The 14363-nt window shown below is 40.1% G+C and carries 12 protein-coding genes; 8 read left to right on the forward strand and 4 right to left on the reverse strand.

Going from position 1 to position 14363, the window contains the following annotated elements:
* Positions 1 to 237 precede the first annotated feature (237 nt).
* Positions 238 to 789: a glutathione peroxidase gene (locus FN809_RS03660; RefSeq protein ID WP_142532096.1), complete on the reverse strand. Its 552-nt coding sequence runs from the start codon at positions 787 to 789 to the stop codon at positions 238 to 240.
* Positions 790 to 1307: 518 nt separating this feature from the next.
* On the reverse strand, positions 1308 to 2513 hold the full coding sequence (gene trpB / locus FN809_RS03665; protein WP_142532097.1) for a tryptophan synthase subunit beta: 1206 nt from the start codon (positions 2511 to 2513) through the stop codon (positions 1308 to 1310).
* 519 nt (positions 2514 to 3032) lie between these two features.
* Here trpB and FN809_RS03670 point away from each other — a divergent pair.
* Entirely contained in the window at positions 3033 to 4973 is a 1941-nt protein-coding gene (locus tag FN809_RS03670) for a PAS domain-containing protein (RefSeq protein WP_142532098.1), read from the forward strand.
* Between the two features lie 5 nt (positions 4974 to 4978).
* Here FN809_RS03670 and FN809_RS03675 read toward each other — a convergent pair whose 3' ends face one another.
* Positions 4979 to 5596, reverse strand: a complete 618-nt coding sequence (locus FN809_RS03675; protein WP_142532099.1) for an IMPACT family protein — start codon at positions 5594 to 5596, stop codon at positions 4979 to 4981.
* Between the two features lie 263 nt (positions 5597 to 5859).
* Complete coding sequence (locus tag FN809_RS03680; protein ID WP_142532100.1) at positions 5860 to 6561, reverse strand: NigD1/NigD2 family lipoprotein; 702 nt, start codon at positions 6559 to 6561, stop codon at positions 5860 to 5862.
* A 235-nt stretch (positions 6562 to 6796) separates the two neighbouring features.
* Between FN809_RS03680 and FN809_RS03685 the strand changes: the two genes are divergently transcribed.
* From FN809_RS03685 to FN809_RS03710, 7 genes are all read left to right on the forward strand, one after another.
* Entirely contained in the window at positions 6797 to 7030 is a 234-nt protein-coding gene (locus FN809_RS03685) for a hypothetical protein (protein WP_142532101.1), read from the forward strand.
* A gap of 320 nt (positions 7031 to 7350) precedes the next feature.
* Positions 7351 to 8394, forward strand: coding sequence for a sensor histidine kinase (locus FN809_RS03690; protein WP_142532102.1), 1044 nt, complete (start codon positions 7351 to 7353; stop codon positions 8392 to 8394).
* A complete protein-coding gene (locus FN809_RS03695) occupies positions 8387 to 9157 on the forward strand; it encodes a LytR/AlgR family response regulator transcription factor (RefSeq protein ID WP_142532103.1) in 771 nt (256 codons plus the stop codon). The genes FN809_RS03690 and FN809_RS03695 overlap by 8 nt, the downstream gene beginning before the upstream one ends.
* Before the next feature lie 269 nt (positions 9158 to 9426).
* Positions 9427 to 9567 (forward strand): hypothetical protein, encoded by a 141-nt coding sequence (locus tag FN809_RS17670; RefSeq protein ID WP_185957425.1) that lies wholly within the window; start codon positions 9427 to 9429, stop codon positions 9565 to 9567.
* 39 nt (positions 9568 to 9606) lie between these two features.
* The gene (locus FN809_RS03700) at positions 9607 to 10563 is read left to right on the forward strand and encodes a FecR family protein (RefSeq protein WP_142532104.1); all 957 of its coding nucleotides are present in this window, start codon (positions 9607 to 9609) and stop codon (positions 10561 to 10563) included.
* 45 nt (positions 10564 to 10608) lie between these two features.
* Positions 10609 to 13266: a TonB-dependent receptor gene (locus FN809_RS03705; protein ID WP_142532105.1), complete on the forward strand. Its 2658-nt coding sequence runs from the start codon at positions 10609 to 10611 to the stop codon at positions 13264 to 13266.
* A 138-nt stretch (positions 13267 to 13404) separates the two neighbouring features.
* Positions 13405 to 14334, forward strand: a complete 930-nt coding sequence (locus tag FN809_RS03710) for a DUF4249 domain-containing protein (RefSeq protein ID WP_142532106.1) — start codon at positions 13405 to 13407, stop codon at positions 14332 to 14334.
* Positions 14335 to 14363: the final 29 nt, after the last annotated feature.

The raw sequence follows: 14363 nt of genomic DNA on the forward strand, positions 1-14363 counted from the left end.
AAAACAAAACACAATATAGCCTTTCCGGATAGGAAAGCTCCATTTCGCTTTTCTTTAATAAGTAAAGTAGTAACGCAATCCTCTGCTCCATGTGCTACCTTATGCTTCAGCAATGTACCAATTTTTTGAATTAAAGACGTCTCGAATAATTTTATTAATATTTTTCAATTAAAAAATCAGCAATAGAATGAGGGGTTCAAAAAGAGGATAGCCGTATTTTTACATTATCCGGTAGGACTAACTCTTACCTTCAATCCAATCCAATATTTCCTGGTCGTCGGGTTTGGTACGTGGCGATATCACCTTAACCAAATTACCCTGCTCATCAATCAGGTACTTCTGAAAATTCCATTGTACCTTGCTGTCTTTCACCCCATTTTTTTCTTTTTGGGTAAGCCATTGGTACAGCGGTGCCATATCGTCGCCTTTAACCGATATCTTGGCCATCATGGGAAAGGTGACTCCGTAATTTAGCGTACAAAATTCTCTTATCTCTTCTGCCGTACCCGGCTCCTGTTTCAGAAAGTTATTAGCCGGAAACCCAACTATTACAAACTTGTTACCCCCGTACTTTTTATAAATGGCTTCCAACTGTTCATACTGCCCGGTCAACCCGCATTTTGATGCCGTATTCACCACCATTACTTTTTTCCCTTTTAATGCAGCCAACGAAAAATCTGCTCCTTCCAGGGTTTTAACTTTAAAATCGTAAAAAGACTCTTGGGCATTTAAACCACCCATCAGTAATAACAAGGTGGCAGCAAAAAATATTGATTTAATAGTTTTCATTTTTTCTGTTTTAATACAAATAATAAACCTAAAAACAGTAAAATTGTTTAACGTAAACAATAAAAAATACAACATTACATATCAGAAGTATCCCTCGTATGCAGCTAAAAATTCTATTTTAAGCAATCCGTTATTCAGGGCGTTCCCCTCCATTTAACACTGTTCTTTGCCTGTTGTTACTGTCCTCGGGTCGGGCTTTTCGCTCCTAGTCCTCGCTTGCTTCTGCCCAAGCCGATAGCCTACCCGATAGTTCCATCCTATTTTGTATTTACAGTTATCGCATCACCGTAGTTCGCTGTGGGCTATCCACTTCAATCCCTAACGCAAAAGCGGAAATTTTCCTGATGCGAATCTATACAGCAATATAAATCACAGCACCAGGAGTATTCCCGCCTTTTTTATGCCTCCACGAAATAGTTATTACGTTGGTATCTATTGACAGAGCCGATAACGTCTATGTTGAAGGGCCTGACTCAGGCCCTGGGATACTAGGCGTAACTACGGTGGTATATTTTGTCCTACAAGCCATACGCCTTTCCGTATTTTTCCACAACAAAATCAATATCCTTATCGCCCCTACCCGACAGGTTAATCAATATGGTTTTATCCTTGCCTAATTGAGGTGCTATTTTTATGGCATACGCCACTGCGTGGGCACTCTCCAGCGCCGGAATAATCCCCTCGGTGCGCGACAAGGTAAAAAACGCATCAATGGTTTCCTTGTCGTTAATACTTTCATACTTTACCCGCTCAATATCTTTCAGGTAACTGTGCTGCGGTCCAACGCCGGGATAATCGAGCCCACTGGCCACCGTGTTTACTGCTGCCGGCTCACCATTCTCGTCCTGCAACAGATAACATTTAAAACCGTGTATCATACCGGGCTTACCCAAAGTTAAGGTTGCGGCATGATTGCCCGTTTCAAAACTGGTTCCGGCAGGTTCAATGCCGTACATTTTCACCTCCTCATCATATAAAAATGCCGTAAACAAGCCAATTGCATTGGATCCACCACCTACACAGGCCACCAGATTATCGGGTAATTTACCTGTCATATCCATAAACTGCTCCCGGGCCTCCACACCCACAACTGATTGAAAATCACGCACCATCATAGGAAAAGGGTGTGGTCCTACCACCGATCCAATGGCATACAGTTGCGTAACGGGATCCTCCAAATATGCTTCAAAGGCGGCATCCACTGCTTCTTTCAAGGTCTTCAGTCCACTTGCTACCGGTACCACATTGGCTCCCAATATACGCATGCGCACCACGTTCAGGTATTCTTTTTTTATATCTACCTCTCCCATGTAAATATCACACTCCAAGCCCAACAAGGCAGCTGCGGTAGCCAAGGCCACACCATGCTGCCCGGCTCCTGTTTCGGCTATAATTTTTTTCTTACCCATTTTTTTGGCCAAAAGCGCTTCGCCCAGGCAATGGTTAATCTTGTGTGCCCCGGTATGGTTCAGGTCTTCGCGTTTCAAATAGATCTGCGCTCCGCCCAACTCATTGGATAAACGCTCGGCATAAAAAATAGGCGACGGCCTGCCTGTATAATGCTTTTGTAAATCGGTCAACTCCTGAATAAACGATGGCTCATCTTTAATTTTAATATAGGCATCGGTAATTTCCTGCATCAGGGGTTCCAACATTGGGGGCACAAAACGGCCACCAAATTCACCAAAAAAACCATTCTCATCGGGCATTACCGAATTCGCCATTAGGGATTTATCAATTTTTTTCATAGTACGCTTTACTGCTATTTGCTATATTTGCTTAAATAAAAAACTGCCACAATAATAATTTAATAATTTTAGAGGACAAAACATACGATGCAGTTCACCGAGCCGCGAAAAATGCCTCCCTCCCGTCTGCTAAACATAAGCTGGCAAGATTAGTGGGAAGAAACATGCAAAGCAAGGTATTATCAACACAAATTGTCCCAAACAACTGACTTTGCCCCTCGTTGTTTCATCATTTACTTCTATCTCATAATGCGGTTCTTTTTTTAAAAAATTAAAGTTCTATTAAGTCGCTTGTCGGTAGGTCAGGAGTTAAGCCGAACTCTATTCAAAATAGAATCAATATATGAATAGTTAATATTAAACTACAATTATCTTCATTTACTCAAATAAAATAAGAGGTATATAATATTAATGATTTGTACAAAAACAAATAATTGTAATTTGTAAAAAATGTAATCATGTACATTCATTAATTTCGCAAATTAAATATACACCTTGAATTTATCAGACCACAATTATAATCGCTATCTCAAACGGTGGAAAAGTCAATTTACCATTTATGCCGATTTGATGAAGGTAAGCCTGGCATTAGTTGCAGAAATTAAGCCAGGCGAACTAATTACCCTGGCATACACCTCATTAGCAGACAACACCATCTTTTTTAATAAAGACATTAGCCATAGTATTTGCAAAACAATTATAGACCGATGCGAGCCACAGCAGCATAGCAACTTGCAACTATCCGCAACTGCAGGCACACTGGAAGCCCGAGCCGGAATAAAATTCTTTTATGGCGTACCTGTACTCAACGAAAAAGGTAAGGTGTTTGCCACACTCTGCACCTACTCTAAAGAGTTAAGCTATATGGAGGAAGAAAAACTAATCCATATCAATACCATAAAATCACTCATTGAAGAAGACATATTTTATTCACACAAGGAATTATCTCCAACCATCAATCACCCGGCCGACCTGCCAAGTAATGACCAGAAATTGCAACACTTCTTGCGCTTTTCGCCAGTAGGCATCTTTTATTACAACAAGCAACTTATTATTAGTGGCCTAAACGATAGATTTGCCGAAATGCTTAAAGTAAATGCAGCCACCATAGTGGGAATGGACATGCACGACATTTACGATAAAAGGGTGCTTCCCGCCATACTCAATGCCTTATTGGGCATTGAAAGCGAATATGAAGGCGAATACCATACTACATCCAGTAATACCAGTATCACTATTTTATTGAAAACGGCTCCGGTGTATGCAGGAGAAAAGATAGTTGGTGGCATAGGCGTGCTGCAAGATATATCCGTAAAGACCAACATAGCTAAAGCCTTGGCAAAAAGTGAAAACAAATATAGAGAACTGGTTGAAAAAATAAACGATGTTATTTATTCCATCGACACCAATGGCATTTTCACCTACGTAAGCCCCGTTGCTAAGCTTTTAACAGGTTATACGCCCGAAGAACTAAGCGGTCATGATCTTGCTGAATTTATACACAAGGATGACAACCTTATATATAACAATGCCATTAAAGAAGTAAAACTGGGTTCAACGATTCAGTCGGAAATAAGAATTAAAGGAAAAAGCGGATCTTATACCTGGATACGAAATTCGATGCGTCCCATCTATAACGAAAACGGTGCTTTTGCGGGTATACACGGCATAGCTCAGGATATTGAACAAACAAAGCTTGCCGAAAGAGATCTGATTGCTGCAAAGGAAAAAGCAGAAGAAAGTGACCGCCTTAAGTCATCGTTTTTGGCCAACATGTCGCACGAAATAAGGACGCCTATGAATGGTATCATCGGTTTTTCGGAGCTACTATCCTCAAAAACCATTAATCCAGCAGAACGCGAATACTACACCTCAATTATTGTAAAGAGCGGACATCAGTTACTGGATATCATTAACGACGTTCTGGAAATATCCAAAATAGAAACAGGACAGATCAATATTAACAACACAGATGTAAACATCAATTATCTGATCGACGTGCTGTACTCCTTTTTCAGAAGAAAGGCGGAGGACAAAAACTTGCAATTGAACACTTTTAAAGCATCTGAACAAAGTGCGTTTTATATAACAACTGATGAGGGTAAACTAAGGCAGATTTTAAATAACCTGCTAAGTAATGCCATTAAATTTACGAAAGCCGGAATGGTATCCTTTGGCTATTACTTTGCAGATGATAATTGCATTGTGTTTTACGTTGAAGACGAAGGAATAGGCATTGCTAAGGGTGAACAAATTAAAATTTTTGATCGTTTTACGCAGGCCAATGCAGAAATAATGAACCAACACGGCGGAACAGGTTTGGGTTTACCCATCTCCAAAAGTTTGGTTGAGCTATTGGGAGGTGAAATTTGGTTAGAATCGGAATTAAATAAAGGATCTAAGTTCTGCTTTTCGCTGCCCTGCAAAAAGTTATAAACAATTTACAGGCTGCCAAGGTATTCGCATCTAACCGTTTCTACATGCTGCAAGCGTGCAATCACTTTTTCCGTTTCTGATTGCCGCAAACTAATGGCAACAGAACATGCTAAACCAAATTGCTGATCGGTAATAACCAGATTCTCTTCTTTTACAATTTTCATAATATCGTTCATGGCCGCATAGGCAAAGTACACCTTATAATTATCGTTTACTGTACGTTCGATTACTATCGCGTTGTTTATGGCATCGGCAGTGGCTTCTTTATAGGCACGGATAAGACCGGGTACTCCTAATTTTGTACCACCAAAATAGCGTACCACAACAACCAATATGTTGCTTAGCTCGTTCGATCTAAGCTGACCCAGAATGGGCTTACCTGCGGTGCCCGAAGGCTCACCATCGTCGTTGGCTCTATACCGGGCTCCATCCGCTCCAAGCTGCCAGGCAAAACAATGATGACGGGCATTGTAATATTCCTCGCGCAAGTGGTGGATATGTTTTTTAATTTCTTCTTCTGAAAAAACCGGATATGCATACGACAGGAACTTACTACCCTTTTCTTTATACACTCCTTGCGAGGGTTTTTCAATCGTTTTATAGGAATCAATAATACCCGACATAGATAAAAGAGACAGTTAGATTATTAGACAACCTGCCTGCGGCAGACAGAGAGATGACCAGCTAAGAGACTTATTTGACGGTCTTAACTTTACAAAGCTACAAAAACATACGTACGATGGCTTAACATTTGCGCAAAAAAAAGGGCTGCCCCATTTTGGAACACCCCTTTTAATAAATTGGATTATACTTATTTAATTTGCATTAGTGCAAGAAGCTCATTTTTTGAACGTAAACTGATGCCGACACACTTTTCAAGCCAAAACTACTCTTGAATAGGGGCATAAATTAAATTAAAATCCCTTTGCTGCGAATCGCCACTATTAATGCGCAGTGTAAATTTCATTTTATTCTCGCTATCCAATTCCCCCCATTGCATTAAACCGGAAAGGTTATACGACTGATACGTCCTAACCATCTGACCACTATTTCCCTCTTCCGGTTTTTTGTGTTTGAGCTCTAAAACTACAGGCTCATCATCTACCTGACTTTCGGGATCGTAACAAAGCGAGAATACATGATCGCCTTCCTGCTTTTTATAGAATACATTCAGGTTAAGGTAATCACCCACCGGTACGGGAGTATACTCAAGCTCTACGTAGCCATCGCCAATGGTATCTCTGCTTACGGCGTTTAATTCTACAATATCCGAATAATCAATAAACCATATTTTACCTAACACATTCACCAGGTATCTAACTGGAGCCTCTGTACCATAATCTTTTTCAACAGTAAACATAAACAAGACTCTGTCGTCACCTTCAAATTCAAGTTCCGAATCGTCAAAAGGCGCCAATTCCACTTTCATCCCTCCGTCTAAATCAACATAATACTTCTCTCCCGTTTTGTTTAAAAAACCATATGCCGTGTAACGCATTGGAGTAGGTTCACTATCTTCGATACAGCCTACCCCCAATACCACCATAAGCAATGCCAATGCAATCTGTTTTAGTTTAAAATACTTCATTCTTGTTTTTTTTTATCTGTTATACTTTAAAAAATTCTATTTACTGCGGTATGACTGAATAAATACCAAATGGTTGCGTTAAAAATAAAAATTCGACTTATTTTTGGAATAGGAAACAAAACTCTGTAGAGTCGGTATGGACTATGGAGGGGGAGGCGTAGCCTCTCACACAGGCTTGTCGCTCATTGCTCTTCCACAGTTTTAACCCTTTGGTAAAGCCTTTATACTGAGCTGAGTGAGCTACGACAACAAGAAATTGAAGACTACTACAGAAGAGCTTAAGGCAGCACTTAAAAACCGGACAAAATTAAGCTATGTATCGGACAATGCGCCCGTGGGAAACCGTGAGATTGAAATTGAACTGAAGGAAAAAGCGTTGCGGCTCAGTGTTACCTACCACAAAGTGATTTTGCAGGTGTACTATACGTACTTTAGCAGCGAAGCCCAATATTTGCAACACGCACGCTAAAAAAAGCATATATAACTACTTTAAACGAACAGGAGTGTATACGCCAAATAAAATCGCTGTAAGAGCGCGATACGTCCAATGCCCATAGCGATTATAAAAAAAAGATTGTGGAACAACAGAGGCAGAGCCATGGCAAGCTGAACTTTATTTTGAGCAAACCAAAGAAATGTTTAAACTTGGCAGGTTAACATGCATCGAGTTTCGCATGGCTCAGCAAAACATGCTTAACGGGGCCAATAACTATAACGATGCTCGCTTTAACGCGAAGTTAGGCGGATATAATTTATTAGTCTCTTATACTAACAGTCCATTTTCAAGCTATGCAAAACAGTCGTTTTAAAATATTTCTGGTTCCGCTGGTGGTCATTTTAATCATCACCTCATCCATGTTGTTTATGCTGTTTTTTGGCCATAAAAATCTGGACGACCTCACCCCGTATATGCCATTGGGTAAAGTTACTTCCATCATTATTCAGGCATGCATCATTGTGGCGGTATTTTACTTTGTCGTTAGGTTTTTAAACAAAAAACTACCGTGGAACAAAAGATGGTTGCTCCGGCTTTTGCTCGATATAGCTTTGGTATTAGCAATGGCCTTTGCGGGAATATCCCTTTTGTTGTACATCGAAAGCAATCAGATATTCCCAATGGGAATGGGACAGGCGGAGAAGGAATTTATTTACTTTATTCCGATTCTGATGAATGCCTTATACCTTGTGATTATTGAGACGATGCTGGCCATTGATGAGCGGAACAAGCTGGTAGATAAGCTCAACAAAATGGAACAACTGCACCTAAAAACAAAGTATGGTGCTCTAAAGGCACAGCTCGACCATCACTTTTTATTTAACAACCTAAGCGTGTTGTCTTCAATTATTTATGAGGATGTGGAGAAAGCGGACAAATTTATCCAACGGTTTTCGCAGATATATCGCTATGTACTAACGATGAACAAGAAGGATTTGGTTTTACTGAGTGACGAAATCAATTTTATCAACAGCTATCTGGAGTTGTACAAATGTAGGTTTGAGGAGGGCTTTGATTACCAAATGAAAGTTGATGCAGATAAGCTTAGTATGCTCATTGCTCCGCTAACCCTTCAGGTATTGGTAGAAAACGCCATTAAACACAACGTGGTTTCGCGCTGCAGACCCCTTTGCATCAACATATTTAACTGTGAGAATACGCTTGTTGTAAAAAACAACCTTCAAAAAAGAGATGGCTCCGATATCGATTCTATGCTCACCGGACAAAACAATATCAACCAAAAATATGAATTGCTCAATTATCCCCGCCCTAATATACATGATGATGGTGAGTTTTACGCAGTACACATCAATTTAATACCCCAAAATAATGGTTAAAGTAATTATTGTAGAAGATGAAATGCCCTCGGCACGCAAGTTAAATGCGCTTATTACTAGCATTGCATCCGACTTTGAAGTTATAGGTATTCTGGAATCGGTAAAGCAGACCGTAGATTTTTTAAGTAATAATACGGTCGACCTCATCTTTTTAGATATTCACCTGGCCGACGGAAACAGTTTCTCCATTTTTGAGCAGGTAAAGGTAGAAACGCCCATCATTTTTACCACCGCCTATAACCAGTATGCCATCGATGCATTTCAACAAGTCAGTGTAGATTACCTGCTCAAACCTTTTGAGAAGGAAAGATTGGCGCAGGCTATTGCTAAATTCCGGAAAGTTTATTTGTGCGAACAAGCACCACCTGCTGTAGATTACCAAGAGATAAACCGTATTGTTGTTGAATCGTTAAATAAAAAGAATTATCAGGAGCGTTTTATGGTTTATTACAGGGATCAGATAAAAACCATCAACGTGGCAGATATCGCTTTTTTTCATGCCGAAAACAAAGCCATATTTATGACAACACTGGATGGATATAGCTACGACATACCCAACACCCTGGAGCAACTGGAGGAAAAACTCGATCCCAAATGTTTTTTCAGAGCCAACCGAAAATGTATCGTTCAAATAAAGGCCGTAAAAAGCGCAGTTGTATACTCTAAAAGCAAGCTTAAACTTAACCTTGAGCCAAAACTTTCCTTCGAGGTAATCGTATCCACCGAAAAAACGCCACGCTTTAAGCAATGGTTGGGTAAATAGATGATTACTTGCCAACCGGCCATCAACGTACGCACACCGCTAAGTTTTCGTCCTGCTCCTACCCTACACAGGCACTAATGCATCGCCTTACGGCTTAAAATATGATTGTGATGATTAAAGAAATTCCGTACTAACCTCATCCAATAAAGCAGATTGTAAAGTGTAAGCAATCAATTCATGTGAGGATTAGTGCTTTTTCTTTTTTTATTGCTACGTGCATTCGGTCTTTTAATTGTCACATTAAAACAATCAATACAAAAAATAGTATTATGGAATTTCTATTACAACTTTTTGCCGAGCTCGTTAAAGGAAACGAAAATATATATGAAACAAAGGATGAATTGGAATTAGCTGAATTGGAGGAAAACCAAAGTGTAGAAAACATTTTTACCATGATGCATTTTCATTAAACCCAAACTGCAGCCACCGTGAATGACATTAACTATCATATGAACCAACTGATTATACGATACTTAACTAACAACATTAGCACCGAGGAACGCAAAACCCTTGATGCGTGGAAAGCCATGCACCCTGAAAATAAGATGGAGTTTGAGCAGCTGGAGCAAGCGTGGATTAAAAGTGAGTGTCTAAAAACTTTTAAACAGATTGACAGTAGCAAGGATTGGCACTGCATCCGCGGAAAACTGAAACCCGTCAATCAAAAAACCCAACCCGTTAAACGCCTATCGTTTACAGCTCGCAAAATAGCAGCCATCACAATCCCTCTTATTATGATGGCTGCCCTGGGGTTCGCGTATTGGAATGTTCCGGGCTTTGGAAGGCTTAGTGCGCACAGCACCCAGAATTTAATCGAAACACTCTCGTTACCTGACGGCTCAATGGTAACCCTGAACCGGCACAGCAAAATTATATACCCATCTAACATTGCCACAGCCAAAAATCGTCGTATTGCCTTAAGCGGTGAAGCATTTTTTAAGGTAAACCACAACAACACCCCCTTTGTAGTTAATGCCGGAGAAGCCTTGGTGCAAGTTATGGGTACAGAATTTAATGTGCAGCAACATATGCAGGATGTATCTGTATCGGTAATATCCGGAAAAGTAAAGGTAAGTACCAACAAGGTGCAGGTGCAGCTTGAAAAAGGAGAAAGGGCACAGATTAAAAAGGGGAAAATGATTCAGGAAAGTGCGATAGCTGAAAATGATATTTATTGGTTCTCCAAAACATTAATATTTAATGGAGCCACCCTTAGCCATATTTGCAAACAGCTGCAACAAAACTTCCCTCAGATAAAAAGCGTTCAATTCAAGGCCATGGATTTAAACACCAAACTTTCCACTACCTTCAAAAATCAATCACTTGAAGAAATATTAGAAGAACTGGAAATTCATTTTGATAAAAAAATAGTATTTGACGGTATAACCTTAACCGTCTCTGAGTAAAAATCTATACTTTTACGGGATTTGGTTAATTGGTTTATTAAGTGAATGGCTACATCCCGAATAATAAAGGTATTTATAGTTACGATCCTGGTTTTTACCGGGGTACCGGATATGGCTTATTCCCAATCCATACTGAACAGATATATTACCCTGGATAAAAAAACAGGTTCCACATCCGATTTATTAAAGGAAATTGAAACACACACTCATATTGCCTTCAGTTACAGTAATAAAGTATGCATCTCCGATTCCCTTCAACTATCTGCCTCGCATAATACAATTCAGGGTTTTCTACACGATATTTTTGCCGATTGTGCTATCCAACTCATCGAAAAGAAAAATAAAATAATCATCCTACCTGGGGAGGTGGAATCGCCAAAAATACATGTAATCAGTGGCTTTGTAAAAAATATTTCCAATGGCGAGGTACTTATCGGCTCGGCCGTTTACGATGCGCTGCTATGGAAAGGTACGACCACCAATAATTTTGGTTTTTATAGTCTGTCGCTTGCTGCCGGCGAAGTAGTGCTCAACTGCTCCTTTGTAGGTTATCATCCTGTACAAAAGTTAATTGACCTAAAAAGCGACACCACCATCAACTTTAACCTTTTATATAACACCCACTTAAAGGAGGTACCGGTTATTGGCCGCATGTCGCAGGAGAGTATAAACACAACCCGTACGAGTACGATAAACGTTCCCATTGAGCAAATACAAAAATTCCCTTCTTTTTTGGGCGAGGTGGATGTGATAAAAACACTTCAGCTTTTACCCGGTATAAACAGCGGCAACGAAGGCGTGGGTGGTTTATTTGTGCGTGGGGGTAGCGTAGATCAAAATTTATATTTACTGGATGATGTGCCCGTTTACAATATATCCCATTTATTTGGCTTCTTTTCGGTGTTTAATGCCGATGCACTCAACAATATCACCGTTACCAAAGGCGGATTTCCGGCCCGTTATGGTGGCCGTTTGAGTTCGGTAATAGATATTCGGATGAAAGATGGCAACAACAGCAAGTTAAAAGGCACGGTAAGTATAGGCATGATGTCGTCGAAGCTTGCCCTTGACGGGCCTTTGTACAAGGATAAAACAACTTTTAGTTTATCGTTACGCCGTTCCTACTTCGATGTGTTTGCCATGCCCATACAATCGCAGAGCAATACGCGTACGGCTTTTTACTTTTATGATACCAATGCAAAAATATCGCACAGGCTATCGGATAAAAGCAAACTATATTTGAGTTTTTATGGTGGTCGCGATAAATTTTACTCTAAATACAACTACGCGCAAGTTCGCAACCCCAAACAGCCCAGCGATGGTAAAGAGATGCTTAAGGTAAACGACCAAAGCTATTCAGGATGGGGTAATGTAGTAGGGTCGCTTCGTTGGAACCGTATCTACAGCGAGAAACTGTTCTCAAATATTTCTTTATCGTTTAGCAACTATAAATATTTTGTGGGATACGAGGAGCACGTTATCCTTCCCGAACAGTGGAGTTATTTTGAACAAAAGTACCGTACGGGTATTTCGGATGCTATGAGTAAAGCTAACTTTGATTATTTTATGAACCCAAATCATCATGTGCGTTTTGGAGCCTCCTACACCCAGCACATGTTTAATCCCGGTGTGGACCTCCTCCGCAGAACACAAAACACCACCACCGTATTAGACTCTACCTTTGGAGATAAAAACGTGTATGGACACGAGATGTTTTTATATCTGGAAGATGATTTTAAGCTAAGTGAACGTTTAAAAATGAATCTTGGAGTGCACCTTTCGCTGTACCATACAAAAAATAAAACTTACAACTCATTTCAGCCGCGTCTGTCCGCACGTTTGCTCTTGGCTCCCACTATTGCACTAAAAGCCGCCTACTCCAAAATGACCCAATACATGCACTTATTGGGTTCGTCTTCGGTTTCGTTGCCAACCGACCTTTGGGTACCGGTAACCGACCAAATAAAACCGCAACATACCGATCAATACGCACTGGGGCTTAAGTGGCAGTTCAGGCCGGGTTTCGACTTTTCCGTAGAGGGATATTATAAGCACTATTACAATCTTTTGGCATCGGTAAACAACCGCTCAAATATCAGCAGTAAACCGTACGGAATAGAGGAGATGACCTATGGAGCGGGCTACTCCAAAGGACTAGAGTTTTTGATTCATAAAAAAACCGGCGACCTGACCGGTTGGCTTGGCTATTCTTTATCCAAATCGCGACAGAAATTTAGTGCGCTGAATCAAGGGAGGGAATTTCCTTCCTCAAACGACAGGGCACACAGCATAGGTGTTTTTAGTAATTATAGATTTAACAAACGAGTTGACTTGGGGCTTACCTGGTCGTTTGGTACAGGCAGCACGGTAACACTTCCGTCGCAAAAATTCTTTATCCCCGACTTACCCACACAAGGCACAACAATAAACAACAATTATGCAGAATATGTTGGTGAGATAAACAATTACCGAATGCCCAAATTTCACAGATTAGATGTAGGAGTTAATTTTAAAAAGGAAAATAAACTAGGCGAACGTACATGGAGCGTAGGATTGTATAATGCCTATGGTAACCAAAATGCCTTCTCGGTATATTTCTCAAGCGATGTAGATGAAAACACAGGTCAGGTAAGCCGGAAATTAAAGCAATTGAGTATTTTTCCTGTACCGTTGCCGTATATTAGATATACCTTACGATTTTAAACAGATTGTAAAGGATTTTTAGGTATTACACACAAAGGAGGATGATTTTAAAAACATGAATTGCTATGTATTTTACGCTTGGGCATAACAAGTACCAATCATAGTTTACTGTCTGGCCGCTTATCTAATTTAAAATAAATGAAAAAAACAAAATACATACACCTGACTATTTTACTGTTAAGTATCACTTTGGTGAGTTGCGAAAAAAAATTAGAATACCAGCTTATCAATCAAAAACCCCAAGTGGTGATGTATGCCTTTCCTATGCCGGATAGCACCTTAAAAATACACGGCAGTTACAGTACGGATATTCTTTCAACCATCGATTTTAAAGGTATCGAAGGACTTGAATATAGCATTTCGGTTAACGAAGAAGAAAAACATACAGGAACTTACCCCACAGGCGAAATCTGGCATTACACAGCGGAGCTTGAAGGAAAGAGCGGCAACAACTATCGTTTGGAGTTTCAACTGCCAAACGGTAATAAAACATGGGGAAGCACCACAGTACCCCATCCCATATCTATTTTAAATCTGGATACAATCACCACCACTTATACCAATACAGACGGCAGCATAGAGAAAATGTTGAGATGTTCTGTTGAAATCAACGATCCGGAGGAGGCAGAAAACTATTATCAAATACGGGTTGATTACATTGAGTATGATTTGTCAGGCCAACTTGCACCTAACATAGCAACCGTTACATATATCAAGGAGGATAAGGTTTTTTTAGTGCGCAAGGACGATTCCTCGGTACTGCTGGCGGATGTTGATTTGCAGGGCACTTTTACTGATTATTTGTTTAATGGAAAAAATTACAAAATAAAGCTACTCATCCCGGAAAAATACTTAAACAACAGCTCAGATACGCTGGCAACAAAATTAATTGTTCACCTATACACCTTAACACCTGAGTATTACAGTTTTTTACGTTCCTCTATCGAAGAATCGGCAATTAAGGACTATCCCGTTTTTGATCCGGTAAACCAATACAGCAATATCAACAACGGCGTTGGCGTAGTTGCCGGTTTGGCGGTAGCAAAGGATACCCTACTTTTACAATAATAGTAAGCATCAAAAGCACTTGGCTTATA

Origin of the sequence: Saccharicrinis carchari (assembly GCF_900182605.1) — a bacterium.
Taxonomy (GTDB): Bacteria; Bacteroidota; Bacteroidia; order Bacteroidales; family Marinilabiliaceae; genus Saccharicrinis; species Saccharicrinis carchari.